This window comes from Clostridium sp. J1101437_171009_A5, assembly GCF_015547905.1.
In the GTDB taxonomy this organism is placed as follows: Bacteria; Bacillota; Clostridia; order Oscillospirales; family Oscillospiraceae; genus Pseudoflavonifractor_A; species Pseudoflavonifractor_A gallinarum.
Window position 1 is genome coordinate 164,122 of record NZ_JADMVY010000004.1, and the last position, 22,020, is coordinate 186,141.

Genomic DNA, 22,020 nt, shown 5'->3' on the forward strand with positions numbered 1-22,020 from the left:
GTGGAGAAGGAGAAGATCGACCGCCTGGCGCTGATCGGGCAGCTCAGGGCGTTTGCAGAAAAGCAGAGCAGCCATATCTCCATCCGTCCGACCCTGGTGCGCTCTGCCGTCCAGGCGCTGGAGGAGGCTGAACGGGAGGTGCGCTGTCTCAGCTGGGCTATCCGCCGACTCGCACAGAAGCGGGAGCCCAGAGCGGAAAGGGAAAGCCCGCCGGCGTGGGCGGGACAGATGCTCCGCCGGTTTGAACGGGTGGAATAAGAACGGCTCCGGCCTTCTGCCGGGCGGGGTGCGCGCTCCGCCCGGACCTCTCTTTGACCTCCGGGCGCCGTCCTTCTGGCGGCGTCCGGCAGAGGGCCGGAGCAATGTGTCCAAGTTGGACACGGAGGGAGGTTTATATGAGATATCAGTATCTGGAAAGCGGCGAGTATGAGACGGACGTGGTTGCGGCATTTTGTTCGTTTTGCGGGGAAGGGGACGACTCCTGTGAAGAGTGCTCACCGACTGGCTGCCCGGCCGCCCGGTTTGGGATAAGGGCGTATGCAGAAGCGAACACAGCGGAGGCCGCGATGCGCATGGGGCTGCGCCTCATCCCGGACAGTGAGGAAGAAGCTGCGCAGATCCGGGAGTTGTCCGAAAGACTGGAGGCAGAGCTGGGGTATGAGTAAAAAGAATATGCGCCGCATCCGCCTGCTGGTCACGGCCCAGACGGCCTATCACCTGGAGGAGCGGCCAAGGTCTGTGGCTACAAGGAACTGGGCCGCGTCGTGGACAAGCTCACCAGGGAAAAGATGATGAGCCTCCGTGTTAGACGGGAGGAATAGCATGGACTATAAGGCAATTGCGACAGCCGTCAAACTGTGCGGAAGTGTAAAAGGCATTGAAGAGTGTAAAAAGTGCCATTATTGGAAAGGGCCAGACATGTCCAAGTGCATCCCGCGCATGACGGAGGACGCCGCAGCCGCCATCATCAACCTGCTGGCCCGTGCAGAGGCCGCCGAGGATGCGCTGAAAGGGAAACGAGATGGCTGAAAAGATCCTGTTTCCGACGTTTAACATATCCATCAACAAGTCTATCGATATTGTGAAGTATGACCTTGACAACATGGATATCCCGTTTAAGACCAGAACTCTTGCAATTGACCATGTAGCTCACATGGAAACACATAACAGCATCACAAAAAGCGAACTTGCCAGCGCACTGCGGTGGTTGTTTGACCACTATGATTTTGAAGACCAATAATAGAACCGCCACCCGGACACGGCGGAAAGACTTTGCAGCGGGAGGAACATGATATGGAACTGAATCTGAATGAATTAGCACGTGAAGCCCATCAGATTGCTGTGGAGCACGGATGGTGGGAAAAGGAACCTACCTTTGGTGAATTGGTGGCTCTGATGCACTCGGAGCTTTCCGAGGCGCTGGAGGAGTACAGAGCTGGGAACAGAATCAGACCCGGGCAACCTACTCCGATGGTATATTATAGCGGCGGAGGATATGTAGCCACAGACACAACCGAGTGCTGCAAAAAGCCGGAGGGAATCGCTGTTGAGCTGGCGGACTGCATCATCCGGATTCTTGACTGGGCAGGACACGAAAACGTGAATATGGACAGAATTTTCTTTGAAGTGATGGAGGCGCACAAAGACCAGCCGGAAGAAGAACAAAGGTTTGGGGAGTTTATTTCGGCCCTTCATAATCTGCTGTCCATGGCGTACTGCGATGCGGACGATCGCAATGACAGAGACATTTATATGGGCCTCGTCATCTATTACATTCTGGAAAACATGGAGCGTGCCGGAGTGGAAATGGACGCCATTATCCGAGAGAAGATGGAGTATAACCGGACAAGACCCTATCGGCACGGTGGAAAAACTTTGTAATGGAGGAAAATAACATGACGCTGGACACGATGGACGGCTTGATCCAGGCGCTCAAGCGGCTGCGCGTGGAGACTGGCAGCCTGGCCTGCCTGGGGTGTGGGCATGAGCATGACTGCGGCGTTCGCGGCTGCGCAATCATCCGAAAGGCAGTGGAGCGGCTGTCTGGGATGACCAGGGCGAACCATCCTGACATCACCGACAGAGTGGTGCCCCTGACACAGGCGGACATAAACACAATGCATTTTGAACGGGTATGGATTGATTATGGAGCGGGCGGAGAGTACGGCGTAATCCTCTATGGCAAGCTGTACTCCATTGATACCCTCGATGGAGCCGGTATTGAGGAGTTGCTCCTGGACGCGACTGGGCATGGTGGGGAAAGCCTCGACAGCCCAAGCGGAGAGTACACGATTTACCGATGCCCAAAGACAGGGCCGGGCCAAGAGAGTGCCCGGACACTGGAGGCGGGAGGCGACCATGGAGGATAGACCGTGGCACTGCGTCCGGCAACGAGCCGGGCCCCTGACCAAGGAATGCCGGGCGATCCGGCCCAGGCTCTCCGGACAGGATAGCCGGAGCGACCGGAGGGAGAAGGGGGAGATCATCCACTCGCCCCATTCGGCGGTCTGCCGGAGTCAGGCAGACCGCCTGGAGTTACGTCTGGCACTGTTTGGCTATGAGGGGAACCACTACACGCTCACATTTGACAATCTCCATCTCCCGACCACTTTTCAGGGTGTCCAGAAGGCAAAGCGGGCCTTTATGAGTCGGGCGCGCCGGTTCCATGATAACCAGCCATTCGATTGGATATCCTGCATTGAGGGCCTCCATGGTGACCACCGTTACCACATCCATCTGGTCCTCCGGGACAGCGATTTCCCGCCGGCTGTGGTTCGCCACCTATGGCCGGCGGGGGAGGTTGACGATGAGCCGGTGCTGATGCCAAAGGGCGGATACCGCCGCTTGGCCGAGTATTTCAACAAGGAGGGGACGGATGGCGTAGTCATCCCAATTGGAAGGCACCCCTGGAGCTGTTCCCGCAGCCTGTCCAGCCAGCTGCCTCCGCCGGAGCGGTGGAGAGACGAGAGTGGCGCGATTGATGTGCCGCCGCAGGTCATTTGGGCTCGCCGCGGGCAGCGGGAGAACGATTTTGGAGCCTACAACTACGCCAGCTACATCATCCGCGAAGAGACCTGAGCGTCTTCTACGCGTACGCGCGCGTGCGCGCGCGATCTATCTTGAAACCTAGTGGAAAATAAGACACACGGGAGGAAAAGACGTTGCCTGAAAAATGGAATCGTGGTAAACTAATCGTAAAGGACGGATATGTGATATGCCCAGGGTGCGGCAAGATGAAGCTCCTGCGGTTACCGTCCGATGGCAAAGTCAAAGCGTTTGTATTTTGCCGGCACTGCAAGCAGGAGCATTTCTTGAATATCGACTTGAGCCTGAGCCATTGAGCCTGAGCCACGAAACCGCAGTCTGCGGGAGCGTTGGTTCGGGCTCTTTTGTTTTGCCTGGAGGTGATAGCCCATGGCAATGAAGCCGCTCCGGCCCTGCCGATATCCCGGATGTCCGGCGCTCACCCGCGAGGGTTACTGCGCAAAGCACAAGCCCAAGCGGGCCGAGCGCCGGGCCTCGGCGGAATACCACGGGTGGTACAGTCTGGATGTATGGACGCAGGACCTGCGCCCGACCCAGCTCCTGCGGGAACCTTGGTGCCGGGAATGCGCCCGCCGTGGCATGCGGACCAGGGCCACCGTGGTGGACCACATCACGCCGCACCAGGGTAACTGGTTGCGGTTCGTTGATCGGGGCAATTTGCAGTCACTCTGCAAGCATTGCCACGATCGAAAAACAGCGCTGGAACAGGCGGAAAAGCGCAGAGAACGGGCGCAGTTTTGAGCCATTCTCCGGACAGGAAGCTACGTCCGCGCTCCGGCGTGTGCGCAGGTGTGTGAGCATCCGCACGCCTGCGTGCGCCCAGGGGAAAGCCAGAGGCTTTCCGACCCACCCCCGCCCTGAAAAAGATTTTGGGCGAGGGTGTGCAAGACCGCACGGCCCCTCGAATGTGAGAAAATTTCCCCCATCAGGGTTTCGGCCGAAAGCGGGAAACAGCGGGAGGTGAAAAACATGCCGACGCCACCGAAGGCGCTGGAGAATATGAGCAAAAATCTGACCGACGAGGAGCGCCAGCTTCGGGAGCGCGCTGAGGATGGGGTGATCCCGGACCGGGGGCGGGAGTCCAACATGGAACGTCCCGCCATCATGGCCAAGAACACCGCTGCCGGCCGCTACTGGAAGAAGGTCCTGGAGCGGATGCAGGGCCTGGTGATCCTGGACGACCTGGACAGCGATGCTCTGGGCGTCTACTGCGTGATGATGGCGCGGTATGAGAGCCAGTGCAAGGTGCTGTCTCAGGTGACCAAGCAGCTGAAGGATGCCAAGGGCGACCTGGAGAAGGTGGCCGACGTGGTGTCCAAGTTGGACACTGTGAGCGGCAAGATGCAGTCACTGGAACGGAACATCCTCCAGTATGCGGAGAAGCTGGGGCTTACGCCTTCCGGCCGGGTGCGGCTGGCCCAGAAGCGGGCACAGGCCGCAGCCGAAGCCAGGACGGACCAGGACAGTGACCTCTATGGCGACTAGATGGCAGTCCGGCCTGCACCACCCTGTCAGCGTCTATGCCAAGCAGGTGACGCAGGGGCGGCTTCGGGATCAGTGCTGCAAGTATGAGATCCTGGCCTGCCAGCGGCATCTGGATGATTTGAAGCGCCAGGGAACGGATGACTTCCCGTATGTTTTTGACACCACCCGGGCGGACCGGATCATCCGGTGGTTTGGCCAGTGCATCCAGGTGCGCGGCGTGGACGCGGGAAAGCCCATCCAACTGGAGCCCTGGCAGGTGTTCGACCTGGGCTGCACCTACGGCTGGGTCCACAAGGACACCGGCGCACGGCGCTTTTCCCACACCTACAACAAGCGGGCGCGAGGCAACTACAAGAGCTCGGAGAAGTCCTGCCAGGGACTCCACCACATGTGCGGGGACGCTATCTACCCACCCTACCACCCGGAGCTGGCCCGATTTGAGCAGGAGCCGGAGGTGGAGTGCGCGGCGGTGGACCGGGGGCAGGCCATGCGCGTGCTGGGCGACGCCAAGAAGATCGCCCAGGCCAGCCCCAACATTGCCAAGCGGCTGATCGTCCCGCGCTCCAACCCGATCGTACACCGGACCCGGGGCGGGTATATGCGGGCCCTGTCCAAGGACACCAAGAACAAGGACTCAGGCGCGCCCACCTATTTTATCGTGGATGAGTACCACGCCCACCCCAACTCGGAGATCTATGACCTGGGAACCAACTCCTTCGGCAAGCGGGAGCAGTCCCTGCTGGATGTCATCACCACCGCAGGAGACGATGCCGGGAGCAAGCCCTGCTACGAGGAGGAGCTGTACGCCAAGCGCGTGCTGGAAGATCCCACGGTCATTGACGAGAGTTATTTCATCATGATCCGGGAGCTGGACGAGGGGGACAACCCACACGACGAGAAGCTGTGGGCCAAGCCAAACCCGTGCCTGCGGTATCCGAGCCGGTACAGTGAGATCCTGCTCAAGCAGATCCGTGATGAGCATAACGCGGCCTACGCCTCCAACGACCCCAACAAGATCCGCAAGTTCCTGACCCGCCGGATGTGCCTGTGGCAGTCCGGCAGCGTGAACCGCTATCTGGACGAGAACTGCATGGCGAAAGTCAGGACGGCTATGGTCCCCCGGGAGGAGTTTGCCGCGCTTACCGACGGGCTGCGCTGCAACTGCGGCTTTGACTTGGGCAAGCGCATCGACCTGAGCGGCGCGGCGGCGGTGTTTGACCTGCCGGACGGGCGCATCGCGTTCAGGCTGCACGGCTTTATGCCGGAGAACGGCGCCGACCGCCATGAAAAGACCGACCGGGTGCCCTATAAGGCCTGGGCACAGGGCGGCTACTGCACCCTCACCCCCGGCGACGTCACCGACAACAGTTATGTCTACAACTGGATCTGCGCAGGCGAGCGGGAGCATGACTGGCAGGTGGACGAGGTGGACTATGACGGCCACAACGCCACGGACCTGGCCATCCGCATGAACGAGGACCGGAACCGGGAGGACTTCTGCGTGGAGGTGGCCCAGACCTGCGCCGGGCAGAATCTAGCCGTGAAAACCTTCCGGGAGCTGCTGCTCCAGGGGCGGGTGGTCATAGAGGAGAGCCCTCTGGCCCTCTGGTGCCTCCAGAATGCCATCGAGATCCAGAACAACTACGGGGATATCAAGCTCTCCAAGCGACATAAGGACGACACCGAGCGCATCGACCCCGTGGCGGCAGCCATGAATGCCCTGGCCCGGGTGCTGGTGAAGCGAACGCCGGTGAGAAGTGACATCAACGAGCACATTCAATCCGATGATTGGGGTTTGTAGAATGGAACATCAGAAAAAATTTTTCGATACGCTGCAGAAGACTGCCCGGTCGTTTGCCGGGTATTTCGCGCTCTATCTGGATGACCTGCTTCTGATGGGCGCCGGTGCGTGCCTGGTATCGGCGGCCTACGAGCAGTACGGCCGGGCGGCTGGATTAGCGGCGGCTGGTGTATGCCTGGCGGCATATGCCCTGATTGTAGCCCGGTCGAGAGGAGGACGGCACAAGTGATTTTGAGCAAAGCCGTGCAGGCACCGAGAGCTTCCATGGAGGAACAGGCCCTTGGGTGGGAAGAGGTGCAGGCGTGGTTCAAACGGGTCTTTACCGCCGGAGAGGCGATCGAGGGGAGTCAGGGCAACGCGGAGCACCTGTCTCCCGTAGCAGCGGCCCACCGCATCCTGACCAACTCCTTTGGCCTGATCCCATTCGGTGCGTACCGGAAGGATGGGGATGCCAGAGTCCCATACAATGACGAGCGGCTCCGCACGATGCTGAAGGTTCGGCCAAACGACTGTATGTCTCCGTTCATGCTGCGTAAGGTGCTGATGTCAAACGCCTTTTGGCACGGATTCGGAGCGGTGTGGAACCGGCGCGACAGCTCCGGGCGTGTAGTCCAACGGTTGCCGCTGCCGACAGAGTGCTGTTCCATCCTCAAAGACCGCGAAGGGGGACAGTATTGGTATCAGTACAATGTGGACGGCATGGTAAAAAAGTTTTCCAACTATGAGCTGTCCTTCCTGTTCTTTGAGACCTATGACGGCATTCACGGACGCGGATTTCTGCATCTGGCCCGGGAGGCCATTGCAGTGGACGCCATGGCCCAGAGGTATGGCAAGAAATTCTACCAGAACGGAGCGCGGCTTTCCGGCATTGTGGAGATCGACTCGGACGCCGATCGGAAGACCAGGGACAAGGTCAAGGCAGAGTTCCAGTCCTATGCGACGGACGACGCCTTTGCAGTGGCAGTTCTGGACCGCGATATGAAGTACACACCCCTGGGCCTCAATCAGAGGGATAGCCAGTTTATCGAGAGTCGGGAATTCTCTGTGGAGGAGGTGGCTCGGTTCTCGGGAGTGCCCAAGCATATGCTCCAGACCGGCAAGGAGAGCTACAACAGCAACGCCCAGCAGCGGCTCAACTATGTGACCGATGTGCTCCTGCCCTATGTGGTGCAGTGCGAGAATGAGGACTCCTGGAAACTCCCCACGCCCGATCAGAAACGGGACGGGGTCTATATCCACGGAACGGTGGAGGCGCTGCTCCGGGCAGATCCCAATACGCGGGCGGATTTCTATGTGAAGCTGATTGAGCACTCTGTGATGAATCCGGACGAGTGCCGGGCAAGGGAGGAGCTCAACCCCGTTCCGGGAGGGCTGGGGAAGCAGTTCCTTGTGACAAAAAATCTGGGCTCTCTGGAGTCCGTACTGAGAGGAGAGGACACAAATGCCTGATATCGCACTGCGCGGCGAGCTGTGGGACAACGATTCTGCCGACGTGCTCCGCTGGTGGGGCTTCCGGGACATTACCGCGCCCATGGATATCCAGGCGGCACTGGATGCCGCCAACGGGGAGGACGTGACACTGCTGATCAATTCTCCCGGCGGAGATATGGCGGTAGGCACGGAGATCCGCTCCATGCTCCGCCGCTACCAGGGGAACACCACAGCCCTCTTCCAGGGCTATGGGGCCAGCGCGGCCACGTTGGCGGCAACCGGCTGCAAGACCATCCAGAGTGAGCCGGGGGCGCTGCTGTGCTACCACAATCCAAGCGGCGCGGCCGAGGGGGACTATCACGATATGCGCCGGTCGGCGGAGGCCCTGCGTAATGCCAGGGACTGCGTGCTGGAGGTCTATTCCGCCAGAAGCAGCGCCAGGAGCCGGGAAGAGCTGATCGCCCTGATGGACAAAAACATCTGGATCAGCCCAAGCCAGGCCCTGGACTACGGCCTGATCGATGAGATCGTGGGCCTGCCCGGTGGAGAAGAGGACCCTGCCGCCTTTGTGGCGGCATCCGGGGGCCGTATTCGGCTGACGGCTGCCATGCGGCAACGGTACCAGGACCATATGGAAGATGTGCGGAGGGAGACCGAGGCCAGAGAAAGAGCAAAATGCGCCATGGCTAAGCTGCGGGCGCTTGCAAATTTTTGATTGAGAGGAGCAAATACGATGGATTTCATGGAGAAGATCGCGGACCTGCGTGCGCAGAAGAGCCAGCTTCTGGCCAAAGCTCAGACTGCGGCTGATGAGGGCAACTATGATGAGGTGGACCAGATCACCAACCAGATGGAGGGTATCAACAACCAGATCAGCAGTCTGGAGAAACTGGCCAGACAGAGCCAGGAAAATGCCGATCCCGTGTACGACGGTATCCTGCATGATAAGAATAAGACCCCCAAGGAGGGGAGAGGCGGCGAGGAGAAGCCCTTCGCCTCTATTGGTGAGCAGCTGGCCGCCATCTACAACTTCCGCAAGAACCACATTGAAGACAAACGGCTTCAGCAGGTGAACAACGCAGTACTGGGGACCAACGAGGGGATCGGCGCGGACGGCGGATTTGCGATTCAGACGGATTTTGCTGGAGCAATTCTGGAGAGCGCGGTGCAGATGAGCCCCCTGCTCAACCGTCTGGACCGCTATACCTGTTCCAGCGCGGCCAACTCCATGCGGTGGATCAGCGCGGATGAGACCGATGTGAGTCAGTCCGTGTTCGGCGGTGTGCAGATGTACTGGGCAGCTGAGGGCGCCGCTGTGGCCGCCAGCAAGCCTCAGTTCCGGGAGATCAAGATGGACCTGGAAAAGATGATGGGCTTCCTGTACTGCACCGATGAAATGTTGCAGGACGCCGCTTTTATGAGCGGCTTTGCCTCCACCGGCTTTGCCCTGGCCGGTGACCGCCTGTTGACGGACGCTGTGATTGCAGGCAATGGATCCGGCAAACCCCTGGGCTTTATCAATTCCAAGGCCCTCATCACGGTAGATAAGGAGCCGTCTCAGACCGCCGGAACTTTCGTGGGCAATAACGCGGTGAAGATGCAGGCGCGGTCTATGCCTCGCGGCCGCGAGCGGCTGGTGTGGCTGATGCATCCCGATGCGGAGGAGCAGCTGCCCCTGCTGGTCATCAAGGGCGGGGATGAGTCCAAATTCCTGTGGACGCCTGAGGGTGGTCTGGGTAATTTCGACACCCAGCGGGTGCTCCACAAGCCGGTCCTCTTTGAGGACAGCTGCTCTGCTCTGGGCACCAAGGGCGATATCATGCTGGTGGATCCCTTCCAGTACATCCTGCTGACCAAGGGAGCCGTCAAGCAGGACTGGTCCATCCATGTGGAGTTCCTGACTGACCAGAACTGCTTCCGCGTGGTGTTCCGCTGCAACGGCGCACCCAAGGTAAACAGCCCCCTGAAGATCAAGAACAGCACCAAACTCCGCAGCCCCTTTGTGGCGCTGGCCGACCGAAAGTAAGGAGGAGCTACTGTGAAGCGTATTTTTGAAGAGCTGGCCTTTGTCAATGTGTTTGCGCCCCAGTCCGTGGAAAAAACCACGGATAAAACCACCACCTTTGTTGACACCTCCGGCGCTGGGGAGGTCGCATTTTTGGTCTCCACCGTAGCCTTGGGTGCGGGCAAGAAGGTAACGGTGACGGTAATGGGCTCTGATCAGACCACCGGCGCAAGCGCCAAAGCCATTGGCGATGCGGTGGAGTTTTCCGACAGCGTGGGAACGGATCCTCAGACGATTGTGGTGAGCTACCAGGTGGATCCCGCCAATCCCCGCTACATCGGCCTGAAATTCCAGCACAACGGGGACGCTGCAGTCCTGTGCGGCGTGGCTGCGGCGGGGCGCAACCTGTATCTGCCCGCCGCCAATGGCTGGACTCTAGCAAAATGATGTCGATCAGCGATGAACGGATGAAATCTCTCCTGGCCTATTGCAGGGTGGAGGAGCCGACCGAGGAGGAGCTCCTCACCCTGGAGGGGCTCTATGATGCGGCAGTGGGGTACCTGGAGAACGCCGGGGTCTCGGAGCCGCCGGCTGGCACGAGCCGGCGGGCCCAGTACGACCTGGCAGTCAATTTTATGGTGCTGCGGGATTTCGACCTGCGGGACGCCACCATCACGGGGACTATTGTGGAGGACAACCCGGCTTTCCGTCGGCTCATCGTCCAGCTGAAGCTGACGGAGCCGGTGTCCGACTTGGACACATCGGGGGGGTGAGGGAGTGGCGAGAAGCGCAAGGGCAGGAGAGCTGCGGACTCGGGTGATGTTCTTTGACTTTCCGCGGGATGAGAAGGGCGAGATCGAGCAGGATATGGACGGATACGAGGCCACGGAGCGAGTCAATATCCTGGGGGAAGGCGCCTTCCGGATGTGCAAATGGACCAACGCGTGGGGAAGCGAGGTTTACACTGCACGCCAGGCTGGGGTAAGGGAGCCTGCTACGCTCACCCTCCGGTTTAACTCCAAAATCACCAGTACCTGCATCGTCTACCGGGGCCGGGACCCACACCCCTATGAGGTGATCTCACTGAATGATGTGGAGGACCGGCACGTCTGGCTGGAGATCAAAGTGGAAAGGATGGCGGCGGCAAAATGACCCTGAATCAGCGGCTAATTGGGGCACTTGAACCTCTTGGACTCCCGGTGGTGCCTGACGTAGACACTCAGCACCGCCCCCGCTGTCTGGTATTTAACTATGATCTTCTCCCAACCCAGGCAGCGGACAACCGGCCCATATGGTACCGGGCACTGGTCCAGATCCACCTGTATCTACCCCTGAAGGAGAACAGCCTGGCAATCCGCAGCAAGGTGGCGCAGGCTCTGGCCGGAGCCGGAATGACCTGGCCAGAGGTGGTAGACGCCACCGATGAAGAGACCCAACACAAGGTATTTGAGTGCGAGACACTCATAGGAAAGGATGATCTGTAATGGCAGGAAAGACACGCAGTAAGGCGGCCGGATACCACGGAATCCAAAACATGAAATTCGCACCGAAGGAGGCGGAGGGATATGCCTCTACCCTCCTGGACATGAAGTATGCCCAGAGCATCAACCCCTCTGCACTGTTGGAGGCGGCAGAGCAGTATGCGGACAACCGTCTGGTGTGCCGTATTCCCAACGACACCGGCTATGAAGGCGAGATCGGCACCACCGCTGCCGATCCGGAGGTGGAGAAGGCTGCGGGCTTTGCCCTGGAGGGAGCAACCGGCCTTATCACCACCAATATCGTGAGCTATCTCCGCGGCGCGCTCTACTACGAGTATCTGGAGAACGACGAGGATGGTAAGCAGTCTGTTGTCAAGGTGTGGATGTTCAATGTGGAGCTGGGCAAGGGGGCTGCCACCCATACCACAGACAAGAACTCTCTGGAGTTCGGATCGTATACCTATCCGTTCCGGGCCTACGGCGATACGCTGATGGACGCGGAGGGGACCGGAGAGTACCTGGATGAGCGCGGTGTGGGCCGGAAGGCATATCTCTACACCTGCCGCTATGACGACGAGGGCTATGCTAATTTTGGTAAAACCGTCCCGGTGCCCAAGGTGGCGGCGGCGGACGGCCCCTGATCGGGATGGAGATGGAACTGGGCGGGGTCCGGTACCGGCTGGACCCCGCAGCCATCTCGGCTATCCGGTATCGGGCGGCCTACGGAGAGAGCATCGTTGAGGCCCTGCGGCGTCCGATGACTACAAAACAGTTGGAGGGAGTTCTTCTGCGGATGTGCCACCGGATGATTCCGGCGGCGGAGCGGCCGGAACTGCTCGTTTTAGCCCGGCAAGCCCGAAAGGACGGAAACTTCCTCACCAAAGGGCTCCGGGCCCGAGATGCCCTGTTGGAGGCAGACCATGCCCTGGACGGCTGGGAGGATGGAGAGGAGTCCGCAAACGAGCCGTTTGACGAGTATCGCCTTCTGGCGTCGCTGACGCTGGCCCGGGTGGATCTGGGTCTGCTCTATGAGCTGCCCCTCCTCCATCTGGTTGGCGTGGTGCGGCGGCTGGTGGCTCTCCAGGATCCGGAGCGCAAGAGCTACCGCAAGCTGACGGCCAAAGAGATGGCGCAGTTATATCCCCGGGCAAAGAAAAAGGCCGCCCGGGCTGGGCGGCAAAATTTGACAAGGACGGCGCCTTGAAGGTATAATATCCGCGGCGCTGTTGTATAGCGGTTGGCCACTCCCTTGTGAGAGGGGGTGAGGCTGATGGGACGGAAAGCCTTCCGGCTTTTGATTTGCTTTGTTGTCATCTTTGTGATGATGACTTACATGAGCCCAAAAGCGTGTTGACCGCTCAGGCTGGTACCCTAAGCGGTCAACGTAGATAAACCTATGTTGTGACTTCTGGGCCAACCGTTGCAACAGCGCCCTTCTACTCTTAATTATACCATCTGCCCCCGCTTTGTCAAGTTGAGACAAGGCGGGGGTTTCTGTATGTTGAAGAAGGTGGTGGAGTATAGTGGGACCGATCCCTATTGAGGAATTTGAAATCTATCTTGCGGATCTATGTGAAAAAGAAGCGATGAAAGCAGAGTTAACGCTGGATGAAATCATTCAGAATAGGGCTTTGGAGCTGAAAGAAAAGCTGAAGGAGCGTAGCCCAAAGGACACCGGAATCTATGCTTCAGGCTGGCGGGTGCGGACTGAAACCAGGAATCATGAAAAGGTAAAGGTAATCTATAATGCGTCCAAGCCGGACCTTACCTTTATTTTGGAATATGGGACGCGCAACAATGACGGGGGCGTTCGAATGGATGCGAGGCAGCACATACGCGTCTCGCTTAATGAAGAGATTGACCAAATCATGGAGGAGCTGCTTGCGCGGCTGTGAAAGAGGGAAATAGAGAATGGCGGTAAGCTCCAGATATACAAAAGGCATTGAGATTGAGATTGGTGGCAATGCCACAAAACTGAAAACTGCGCTAGACTCTGCAAACCGAGCAATCCGGACGACGCAGTCGGAACTGGACACATTGCGCAACAGCCTAAAGCTGGAGTGGGACCCCTCAAAATTTCAGCGGGCGCAGGAATTGGCGCGCCGGGCGCTGGAGGAGACCGAGCGGAAGGCGGAGGTGCTCCGAAAGGGACTCGCTGCGATGGGAGACCCGGGAAGCTTTAGTGAGACGCAACGGGCACAGTATGAGGCGCTCCGACGGGAGTTGAGCTATGTTGAAGTGGCCGCGCAGAGGGCGAGGGAGCAGTTAAAAGAGGTCAGCCGTGCCAGTGAACAATCCAAGATTGATCTCTTAACCGGCGAACTGGAAGATGTGAGCGCGGGCTTGGAAACCACGGGAGCGAAGCTGGACCGCGTACGTGCCAAGCTGGAGCGGAAGTGGAACGCAAAGCAGTTTGACGAGGCCCAGGAGCTGGCACAGCGTGCGATTTCCCAAACAGAGCAGAAGGCGGAACTCTTGCGGCAGAAGCTGGCCGCACTGGACGAGGCGGGGACGGACAAAACTTCGGCTGAGTACCAGAGGCTGGAAAAGGAGCTAACCGAGGCGGAGGAAGCCGCCGAAGAGGCTCGGCAGGCATTGCAGAGGATCAATCAGATCCGCCTGGACCAGATCAATCAGGGTCTGAGCTCAGCGGCAGGGAACCTGAAGGCAATGGGGAGCACCATGACCCGGTATGTGACGCTCCCGCTGGCAGCAGCCGGCGCGGCGGGCATTACCTTCGCCAGCGACATGGCCGAGTCTATCAACAAGGTAGATGTGGCCTTTGGGGATGCTTCAGAGAGTGTGAAGCGATGGTCGGACACCACACTGAGCTCCATCGGGCTGGCTAAGGGGACTGCGCTGGATATGGCGGCCCTTTACGGCGATATGGCCACCTCCATGGGCCTGAGCCAAAAAGAAGCTTCCGCACTGTCTATGACGCTGGTAAATCTGGCGGGCGACCTCTCCTCTTTCAAGAATGAGAATATCGAACAGGTAAACACTGCGCTCAAGGGTATTTTCACCGGTGAGACAGAAAGCCTCAAGGAGCTGGGCGTGGTAATGACCCAGACACAGTTGGAGGCCTATGCACTGGCGGCAGGTTACCAGACGGCCTATACCGAGATGGACCAGGCTCAGCAGGTCATGCTGCGGTATCAGTATGTAATGGATGCCACGAAGAACGCCCAGGGGGATTTTGCCCGAACCTCGGACGGAACATCGAACCAGCTTCGTATCCTGAAGGAAAGCCTGAAAGAGGCCGGCGCCGCAGCCGGGGAGGAGCTCCTTCCCATTATCACGCCTTTGATTCAGCAGCTCGCAGAACTCATTCAGAACTTTGGAGATCTAGACGAGGGAACCCGAAGAGCAGTTGTCCAGACCGGGCTTTTCCTGGCAACGCTGGGCCCGGCCCAGAGTGTAATGGGCGGCTTGACTGGTGCTATCAGCAAAGGGGTGGAGGTGTACGGGGCACTCCGTACGGCCCAGGCAGCCGCTGCGGCAGGTCAGACCGCCCTGAACGTGGCTATGAGCGCCAACGCGATCGGTGCGGCAATCACTGTTGCGGGGACGCTGGCATCCGTTCTGGCCTCCTTGGCGGTGACATATGGACTGACTGCGGATGCAGGGGATGCCCTGGCAGAGAGTGTGGAGAAAAACCGGAAATCCCGGGAAGAAGAAAGGGAAGAGCTCCAGGCCGAGCAGGACGACCTTTTGTCCATGGTCACGGCGCTGGAGACGCTTTCTGAGGCAGAGGATAAATCCGCCACCCAGAAGGCCACCATGCTGGAACTGGTGGAACAGCTCAACGAGGCGGTCCCCAGTCTTTCCCTGGCCTACGACGCACAGGCAGACAGCCTCAACATGACCACGGAGGCCATCCGGGCGCTGGTAGAGGCCCAGGCCGAGCAGGCATTGGCGGAACAGGCCGTAAAGGATATGGTGGAGATCCAGAAGGACCAGCTCTCGCTGGAGGAGGAGCTGACCGAGGCCAATCGTGAGCTCGCGGAAGCCCAGACCAAGTTCGATGCGGTACTGGAAGAGACCACGAGCAGGATGGGAGATTATGAGGGTATCTCGATCTCTACCTCCACGGCGCTCCAAAAAGCGCGCAAGCGCGTAGAGGAGCTGACGGAGCAGTACGAGGCCAACGAGGCCGAGATGGATCGTCTGGAGGGGATTTACGGGAAATACAACGCCACGGCGGAAGAAACCGTGTCCACAATGGACGGGGCCGGAAGTGTGGCAGAACAGGCTGCCGCCAAGCTCAAGGAACTGAGCGGCGTGCTCTCAGAGACCCAAGGCGCTTACGATCTGCTGGCTCAGGCGCAGAAGGAGCAGAGCGAGACGGGCTATCTGGAACTGAATACCGTTGCAGAGCTTTTGGAGAAGTATCCGCAGCTCTATCCCTACCTTATTGAAACGGCGGATGGATACCAGCTTGCGGACGGAGCGCTGAAGGACTACATGGATACCCAACGGGCGGAGTATGCCTTGGCATTCAATGAGGCTCAGAGCGCGGCAGATGCCATTGTGGTGGCGGAAGAGAAAAAAATCGAGGCCATCAATGCCACCACACTTTCGGTGCAAGGGCAGCTTGAAGCCCTGGCCAATCTGTATCAGAGTATGGGGGCGAATGCGGAGAACGAGGCGGAGGGAGCCGGTTATTACGCCAAGGCCAACGAATACCGCAAGGCGGCGCAGGAGTTGGAGAGCGCGGGGAAAGCTCTGGAGAATTTTGACCGTATCAGTGCCAGCTATGTTCGGCAGAGCAGTACCTCTGGGAAAAAGACTTCTTCCAAGTCCTCGACTGCCAAAAAAGAGAAGACTCCGGCAGAGCAAGACCTGGAAGCCTACCAGGCGGCTGTGAAGGAGCTGGATCACCTGCGGGCCATGGACCTCCTGAGCGAGGAGGAGTACTACCAGCGCAAAGCCGAACTGGGGGCCAGGTACTTGGGAGCCAACCAGGATGAGCGCTGGAAGCTGGAGGAAGAGCTCCACACGTGGCAGGCCGGTGCCTATGAGCGGGATCTTCAGGCCCTCCAGGAGGCCCTGGACGCCGAGGAGATCACCTGGCAGGAGTATCTTCAGGGAATGCAGCAGGCCCGCATGGATCACCTGACCAAGGGGAGTGAGGAATGGATCGCTGCCGTTCAGGCGGAGCAGGAAAAGGCACGGGAACTCAAAGAGGAATCCTATGAGGATCAGCTTGCGGACCTCCAATATTTTCTGGATTTGGACCTGATCCGCGAAGAGGATTATTATCGCATGATGGGCGAGCTCAGGGATTACTACCTGGAGGAGAACTCGGATGCCTGGCAGAAAGCGACGGTTGCACTCTACGAGTGGCAAAAGGAGCAGCGTGAAAAGCAGCTGGAGGCGCTGGAGGACCAGTTCAACGAGCGGCTGGACGCGGCAAAGGAGTCCTACGATGCTGAGACCGAGGCTATCCAGAGAGAGCTGGAGGAGCAGAAAGATCTCCTGAAGGAGCACTATGAAGAGGCCAAAGAGGCCGCCAAGGAGGCCTACGAGGCGGAGAAAGACGCCCTGAAATCGGCCTATGAGGAGAAGACCGCGCTCATCGAGGCAGAACTGGAGGCGGAAAAGGAGCGGCTCAACGCGGTGCTGGAGGGGATCGACGCCGAACTCCAGGCCCGAAGGGAGCTCCGGGAGGACGAAAAGCAGGACGACGCCATTGCCAAGGCGAAAAAGCGCCTGGAGGCCGCCCAGGCCCAGCTTGCCTATGCCCGTGATGAGGAGGAACGCCTGGAGTGGGAGAAGGAGGTGGCCCGGCTCCAGAAGGAGCTGGACAAGGCCATCCAGGATAAGGAGGACACCCTCTTTGAGCGGGAAAAAGAGCAGGAAAAGGAAGAGATCCGAGACCAGATCGAGGCAGCTGAGGAGGCAGCCGACGCGGCCAAGGAAGCCGCAAAGGCCGATTACGAGGCGGCGCTTGCCAAGCTGGAAGCCGATTACGACGCCAAGGTGGAGCAGATGGAGGCCGCTTACCAGGCCAGCCTGGAACGTCTGGAGGCAGAATACGAGCGGCGTTTGGCGGACGCCAGGGAGGAATATGAGCGCCGGGTGGCGGAGCTCCAGGCCCAGTATGAGGCCAGCAAGAGCCAGACGGAGCCTGGAGGCCGTTCCACGGCCAGAACCGGCGGGGCGGCCTCCTCCGGCGGCCTGGACCTGGACGGGCTGGGGGGGATCCTGGGGGCTGTGACCTCCGGCATCGCGGCCATCCACAAGGTGATGACCACAAACCATATCAACAACAGCCGCACGGCCACCCTCACCTACAACGTGACCGGAGGCATGACTGAGGGCCAGGTGGCCCGTACCGTCCGGAAAGCGCTGGACGAGCTGGGACGATAGGAGGTAGGACGGATGAGATATGTTTCCTGGGTATCGGACAGCGGCCGGGTCTGCACCTTTGAGGGGGGCGGGCCCTATGAGCGGCCGGGCCCCTACTACTTCCGGGGGCTTACATCGGACCTCGGTGCTACAGCCGAGACGGTCCGAGCTCCGCGCCAGGACGGCGTGACCACCTATCACGTGGCTCTGGATGCACGGACCATCAACTTGACCGGCTCCATGCTGGTCTACGGGAATGCGGCACATCCGGCACGGGCGGCTTATGACCGTGCCCGGGCCTGGCTGGCCCAGACCTTTGCGCCCAATGCCTGGGGTATTCTGACCTACTACAAGGAGGACGAGGCGGTCCAGGTAAGGTGCAGGCCACAGGCCACACCCACCATTTCCGACCCGGTGGGGACCTTCTCCACGGTGGATATCACCTTTGTGGCAGATTCTCCCTACTGGGAGAGCGCCGAAGAGCATGTGGAGGCGATTGGAGTGATCCAAAAACTCTGGCATTTCCCCTGGTCTCCGGTCCGGAGTCCGATGGGGACGTTCAGCCCCTTTGCTTCCATCGTGAATCCCACCGACGTGGATATCTACCCCGTGGTAGAGGTGTTCTCCACGGGACAGTATGTGACGGTGTCCAAGTTGGACACCGGGGAACAGGTGACCATCGAGCACCCAATTGAAGAGGGGCAGAAGCTGGTCATCGGTATGGAGGATGTGACGGCCTGGCTCTGGGAACGGGATGCGTCCGGGGTATACCAGCGCAAGGAGGACGTTTCCCACTGGATGAGCCTGGACTCCACGCCATGGGCCCTGACGCCTGGGGCCAATGAGCTGGCGGTCAAAAACGACGTGCCCGAGGACACACCGGTGTCGTATATCCGGTGGAGAGTTCCAAGCCTGGGAATTTAGGGAAAGGGGAGATGGATATGCCGGTAGAGATCCGGATCTTTGTGCCTCCGGAGGAGGGGACGCCCACCTTCCGCTCCGTGGGACGCTGCACCCGGGCTACGGGGATCACGCTGGTGGAGCGGCTGTGGACGCCAGGGTACTTCACCATCGAGGTCCCCGTCGAGGCCCGGCACGCGGACCGGCTTACTGCCGGGCGTCTGGTGCTGGTGGACGGATCGTTTTGGGGCATCATTGACGATCTGGCGCTGGCCACCGGGGCAGAGGGGCAGACATGCACTGTCCAGGGGCGGCAGCTCAAGGGGCTGACCATGGACCGCATCACCATCCCACCCGCTGCCACGGAGATCACGGGGGCCCAGGGGTACGACCCTGTCACCGGCCCCACGGAGACATGTATGAAGCACTATGTCTCGGCCAACCTGGCCGCCCCCAACTTACCCGCCCGGAAGGTGTGGGGGCTTGAGGTGGCGGAGGACCGGGGGCGGGGCGTGCCGGACGACAAATACATGAGCCGACATGAGGTGGTGGCCGACGTGCTCTCCGCCCTGGGCGAAGCATCTGGACTGGGGTACGATATCACGCCGGACCTGGCGCGCCACGCCTTCGTGTTCGACGTGGTAGAGGGGGTGGACCACACGGCCAACCAGAGCGAACGTATCCGGGTCATTTTTGACATCCAGCGAAGGACTGCCCAGGCCCAGAACTATGCGTTTGCCTCCACAGACGCCCGGAATCTCTTCTATACCACCATGGCCGGCTCGGAGTTTGCGGACGAGACCCTTACCGTCTCCTATGTGCGGGAAGGGGAAGAGGAGCCGGTGGGCATTCGGCGGAGGGAGGTTCATCTCTCGGTTTCGGTGGACACGCCGGAGGCCGGGAACGAATACGAGGAGCTGAAGCGCCAGGCGCTCATCGAGGCGGAGGGCTACCGGGTGGCCGAGTCCTTTACCTGTGAGATCCTGGATGGGCGGTATGTGTACGGCCGGGACTACCGCCTTGGAGACCTGGTAACATGCCGGAACCTCGCCTGGGGTGTGGAGATGCACCCCAGACTCACCGAGATGCAGACGGTTTGGAGCAGTTCCGGTGTCCAGCGGACGGCCACCTTTGGCACGGCGCCCCTCAATGTGTTCGGGCGGCTGCGGCGACAGATCAGACAGGGGGTATGACTTATCAAGAGTTACTTTTTTAACGCCGTCAAAACAAGCGATCTGGGGACGTATCCCAGCGGCTACGACCGGGAATATGACGCAGATGACCATGCCGCATTCTTCGCACCCTTTTTCTCAGAGAAGGGCGTCATGGCAGGCGCCGACTCGGACGCCTGCAAGGTTACGGTGCAGGGCGGAGAGGGCACCACGCTCCGGATCGGCGCCGGAGCGGTCTATATCCGGGGGCGCGCTGCGGTATTTGATGGTACGGAGACGGTGAAGGTCTCTGAGGACTGCAAGATCGTAGTCCGGATGAACAAAAGCCTGGAGGTGCGGAACTTTCAGCTGCTGGCCATCACAGGGGAGCTGGTGAGCACGGAGGATATCTGCGATCTGGAGCTGGCCGGCGCTCACCTGGAACCCGCCTCGGGAGGGCACCGGGTAACGCTGACAGACACGAGGACCTTCCTAACCTACATGGGGCAGCCGGCCTATTACCCGCCGGACAACGAAAACCTCCCATATGTGCTCTGGCTCTATACGCTTGGTTTTCCCATGGACGAGGAGCAGAGAGAGGCGGTGGAGGGAAACCCCAGTCTCATGGCAATCTTCCACAACAGCCTCGGGGCGGTCCGGTCGACAACAGAGGATTTGCAGGAAGGTCTGGCCGCCCATGCCGGGAATCGCTCCAATCCCCATGGCGTGACAGCCCAGCAGGTGGGGGCTGACCCGGCAGGGACGGGCGCCGCAGTACAACAGGCTCTGAATTCTCATGTAGCGAATAAAGGCAACCCCCACGGCGTGACCATTCAGCAGATAGGAGCTGAAAAAGCATGGACGCTTATAGGATCAATACCCATTTCGTCTGGAGGATCTTATAATCTGGCGTCATCTATCGGATATGACACCATTAAAATGGTTTTTGATATTCAAAGCTTTCAATCACGTCAAGGTGGATCGGTTTCATTAGAAGGCGGAAATTCCGAATTGATTATTATCGACTATAATGCTTCAGATGAGGGAATTACAGTCGCAAGTAAATGTGTTTTTCAGTCAAATCAAAGTGCTATCAACGTTACTTTACAAAACACCATTGAAAGAAGTTATATTATATCGGGCACGGAAACACTTCCTTTAAGCAGCTCTACTCAAAGTTTTTCCGAAGTTGTTTTTGATGGGTCAAACTACAAATTTACGATTTCAATCGCAGGCTCAATGAGTGTCAGCATGAGGGTGAAACTATATGGCAAAAACGAAGGGTAGGGGAGTTGTGTGAAGTACAAAGCGGTTTCGTTTAATGGCGTTTATTATTGCATTGAGCAATGCGATGATAATTATTCTCCTGCTGAGAATGAACTCATTCTGAACAGGCAAGAGGAGGCGGAGACATTTCCGATCCCTTGCAGGTGGGATGAAAAGACGCAGAGCTGGGAGTCTGCGCCTATACCGGATGAGGTCAAGCCTAAACCTGATCCGGATGCTCTTCCCAAGGCGAAGAAAGCTAGAGTGGTTCAGTCCAAGTCCGATCTGGAATCCTATCTTGCGTCTCATCCTATCACCTGGACGGACGGGAATCCGTACAGTATCACCCGGGAGAAGCAGCAACAGCTCACCAGTAAGATCCTCTCCGCGGTGTTGGCGGCCCAGACCTCTACTCCCTATGACCTGACCTGGAATGCAACAGGAGAGGAGTGTACCTCTTGGACGCTGGAGGAGATTTCTGCGCTGGCGTTCGCCATCGATGCCAGAGTCACCGCCCTGGTGAGCTACCAGCAGAAAAAAGAGGTGGAGATTCTGGCCGCCAAGACGCTGGAGGAGCTGGAGCAGATCGAGGTGGACTATGACACGGTGGAGTAAGAGAGTCCTTTCCGTGCTCCTGTGGTTTTTCGGAGGGACCTTGTATTTTCTCCTGGAGGTGACATTTAAAACTATCACGGGCCATCCGGAGCGGATCAGCTGGGCCATGTTGGTGGTGGCCATCCTGCTTACCATCCCCGTGGAACGGGCGGGAGCGGAGCTGCCCTGGGCATGCCCACTGTGGTTCCAGGCGGCGGTCTGCGCTGCGCTGGTCACGGTGGCAGAGCTGATGTCCGGGATCGTCCTCAACCTCTGGCTGGAGATGGATGTGTGGGACTACTCCGGCATGGCGTTCAACCTATGGGGACAGATCTGCCCCCAGTTCTCGGCTCTCTGGTGGGGACTGTGCCTGATATTTATCCCGGTGTTCGACTGGACCCGATGGGCCGTTGAGGGCGGGGAACGCCCGCATTATGTTTGGAGGTGGTAGCGTGGGCAAACGGATTGCATATATCCCGCTGAACACCAATTTCAGACCGGAGGACTATC

27 protein-coding genes are annotated in these 22,020 nt (G+C 59.1%); all 27 read left to right on the plus strand.

The window, feature by feature from the left end; genetic code table 11:
* The gene (locus tag I2C21_RS07875; protein WP_195278936.1) at positions 1-258 is read left to right on the plus strand and encodes a hypothetical protein; all 258 of its coding nucleotides are present in this window, start codon (positions 1-3) and stop codon (positions 256-258) included.
* A 137-nt stretch (positions 259-395) separates the two neighbouring features.
* Complete coding sequence (locus tag I2C21_RS07880; RefSeq protein ID WP_195278937.1) at positions 396-665, plus strand: hypothetical protein; 270 nt, start codon at positions 396-398, stop codon at positions 663-665.
* Positions 666-1,021: 356 nt separating this feature from the next.
* A complete protein-coding gene (locus tag I2C21_RS07890) occupies positions 1,022-1,240 on the plus strand; it encodes a hypothetical protein (RefSeq protein ID WP_195278939.1) in 219 nt (72 codons plus the stop codon).
* A gap of 53 nt (positions 1,241-1,293) precedes the next feature.
* Positions 1,294-1,881: a nucleoside triphosphate pyrophosphohydrolase family protein gene (locus I2C21_RS07895; protein ID WP_195278940.1), complete on the plus strand. Its 588-nt coding sequence runs from the start codon at positions 1,294-1,296 to the stop codon at positions 1,879-1,881.
* Between the two features lie 14 nt (positions 1,882-1,895).
* Positions 1,896-2,369 carry a hypothetical protein gene (locus I2C21_RS07900; RefSeq protein WP_195278941.1) on the plus strand — a complete coding sequence of 158 codons (474 nt, stop codon included), beginning with the start codon at positions 1,896-1,898 and terminating at the stop codon, positions 2,367-2,369.
* Positions 2,359-3,078 (plus strand): hypothetical protein, encoded by a 720-nt coding sequence (locus I2C21_RS07905; protein ID WP_195278942.1) that lies wholly within the window; start codon positions 2,359-2,361, stop codon positions 3,076-3,078. Before I2C21_RS07900 ends, I2C21_RS07905 begins: the two co-directional genes overlap by 11 nt.
* A 131-nt stretch (positions 3,079-3,209) precedes the next feature.
* Complete coding sequence (locus tag I2C21_RS17910; RefSeq protein WP_502709454.1) at positions 3,210-3,341, plus strand: cysteine-rich KTR domain-containing protein; 132 nt, start codon at positions 3,210-3,212, stop codon at positions 3,339-3,341.
* A 73-nt stretch (positions 3,342-3,414) separates the two neighbouring features.
* On the plus strand, positions 3,415-3,786 hold the full coding sequence (locus tag I2C21_RS07915) for an HNH endonuclease signature motif containing protein (protein WP_195278944.1): 372 nt from the start codon (positions 3,415-3,417) through the stop codon (positions 3,784-3,786).
* A 228-nt stretch (positions 3,787-4,014) separates the two neighbouring features.
* The gene (locus I2C21_RS07920) at positions 4,015-4,530 is read left to right on the plus strand and encodes a P27 family phage terminase small subunit (RefSeq protein WP_195278945.1); all 516 of its coding nucleotides are present in this window, start codon (positions 4,015-4,017) and stop codon (positions 4,528-4,530) included.
* Positions 4,520-6,331 carry a terminase large subunit gene (locus I2C21_RS07925; RefSeq protein ID WP_193537963.1) on the plus strand — a complete coding sequence of 604 codons (1,812 nt, stop codon included), beginning with the start codon at positions 4,520-4,522 and terminating at the stop codon, positions 6,329-6,331. The genes I2C21_RS07920 and I2C21_RS07925 overlap by 11 nt, the downstream gene beginning before the upstream one ends.
* A 1-nt stretch (position 6,332) precedes the next feature.
* The gene (locus tag I2C21_RS07930; RefSeq protein WP_195278946.1) at positions 6,333-6,560 is read left to right on the plus strand and encodes a hypothetical protein; all 228 of its coding nucleotides are present in this window, start codon (positions 6,333-6,335) and stop codon (positions 6,558-6,560) included.
* A complete protein-coding gene (locus I2C21_RS07935; protein WP_195278947.1) occupies positions 6,557-7,780 on the plus strand; it encodes a phage portal protein in 1,224 nt (407 codons plus the stop codon). The genes I2C21_RS07930 and I2C21_RS07935 overlap by 4 nt, the downstream gene beginning before the upstream one ends.
* Positions 7,773-8,477 (plus strand): Clp protease ClpP, encoded by a 705-nt coding sequence (locus I2C21_RS07940; protein ID WP_195278948.1) that lies wholly within the window; start codon positions 7,773-7,775, stop codon positions 8,475-8,477. The genes I2C21_RS07935 and I2C21_RS07940 overlap by 8 nt, the downstream gene beginning before the upstream one ends.
* A gap of 18 nt (positions 8,478-8,495) precedes the next feature.
* Complete coding sequence (locus tag I2C21_RS07945; protein WP_195278949.1) at positions 8,496-9,788, plus strand: phage major capsid protein; 1,293 nt, start codon at positions 8,496-8,498, stop codon at positions 9,786-9,788.
* Between the two features lie 12 nt (positions 9,789-9,800).
* Positions 9,801-10,214: a hypothetical protein gene (locus I2C21_RS07950; protein WP_195278950.1), complete on the plus strand. Its 414-nt coding sequence runs from the start codon at positions 9,801-9,803 to the stop codon at positions 10,212-10,214.
* Positions 10,211-10,540 carry a head-tail connector protein gene (locus tag I2C21_RS07955; RefSeq protein WP_286167231.1) on the plus strand — a complete coding sequence of 110 codons (330 nt, stop codon included), beginning with the start codon at positions 10,211-10,213 and terminating at the stop codon, positions 10,538-10,540. Before I2C21_RS07950 ends, I2C21_RS07955 begins: the two co-directional genes overlap by 4 nt.
* Before the next feature lie 46 nt (positions 10,541-10,586).
* Positions 10,587-10,919: a head-tail adaptor protein gene (locus I2C21_RS07960; protein WP_101692846.1), complete on the plus strand. Its 333-nt coding sequence runs from the start codon at positions 10,587-10,589 to the stop codon at positions 10,917-10,919.
* Complete coding sequence (locus tag I2C21_RS07965) at positions 10,916-11,251, plus strand: phage tail protein (protein ID WP_195278951.1); 336 nt, start codon at positions 10,916-10,918, stop codon at positions 11,249-11,251. Before I2C21_RS07960 ends, I2C21_RS07965 begins: the two co-directional genes overlap by 4 nt.
* Positions 11,252-11,301: 50 nt before the next feature.
* Entirely contained in the window at positions 11,302-11,889 is a 588-nt protein-coding gene (locus I2C21_RS07970) for a hypothetical protein (RefSeq protein ID WP_195278952.1), read from the plus strand.
* A gap of 5 nt (positions 11,890-11,894) precedes the next feature.
* A complete protein-coding gene (locus I2C21_RS07975) occupies positions 11,895-12,452 on the plus strand; it encodes a hypothetical protein (RefSeq protein ID WP_101692849.1) in 558 nt (185 codons plus the stop codon).
* 319 nt (positions 12,453-12,771) lie between these two features.
* Entirely contained in the window at positions 12,772-13,143 is a 372-nt protein-coding gene (locus tag I2C21_RS07980) for an HK97 gp10 family phage protein (protein ID WP_195278953.1), read from the plus strand.
* A 142-nt stretch (positions 13,144-13,285) separates the two neighbouring features.
* Entirely contained in the window at positions 13,286-17,620 is a 4,335-nt protein-coding gene (locus I2C21_RS07985; RefSeq protein WP_195278954.1) for a hypothetical protein, read from the plus strand.
* Positions 17,621-17,632: 12 nt separating this feature from the next.
* Positions 17,633-18,523 (plus strand): phage distal tail protein, encoded by an 891-nt coding sequence (locus I2C21_RS07990; RefSeq protein ID WP_195278955.1) that lies wholly within the window; start codon positions 17,633-17,635, stop codon positions 18,521-18,523.
* A 17-nt stretch (positions 18,524-18,540) separates the two neighbouring features.
* On the plus strand, positions 18,541-19,692 hold the full coding sequence (locus I2C21_RS07995; protein WP_195278956.1) for a siphovirus ReqiPepy6 Gp37-like family protein: 1,152 nt from the start codon (positions 18,541-18,543) through the stop codon (positions 19,690-19,692).
* Positions 19,693-19,824: 132 nt separating this feature from the next.
* Positions 19,825-20,937 carry a hypothetical protein gene (locus I2C21_RS08000; protein ID WP_195278957.1) on the plus strand — a complete coding sequence of 371 codons (1,113 nt, stop codon included), beginning with the start codon at positions 19,825-19,827 and terminating at the stop codon, positions 20,935-20,937.
* Positions 20,938-21,180: 243 nt separating this feature from the next.
* The gene (locus tag I2C21_RS08005) at positions 21,181-21,531 is read left to right on the plus strand and encodes a DUF4376 domain-containing protein (RefSeq protein ID WP_195278958.1); all 351 of its coding nucleotides are present in this window, start codon (positions 21,181-21,183) and stop codon (positions 21,529-21,531) included.
* A 40-nt stretch (positions 21,532-21,571) separates the two neighbouring features.
* Positions 21,572-21,961 carry a putative ABC transporter permease gene (locus I2C21_RS08010; RefSeq protein WP_286167232.1) on the plus strand — a complete coding sequence of 130 codons (390 nt, stop codon included), beginning with the start codon at positions 21,572-21,574 and terminating at the stop codon, positions 21,959-21,961.
* Positions 21,962-22,020 lie beyond the last annotated feature (59 nt).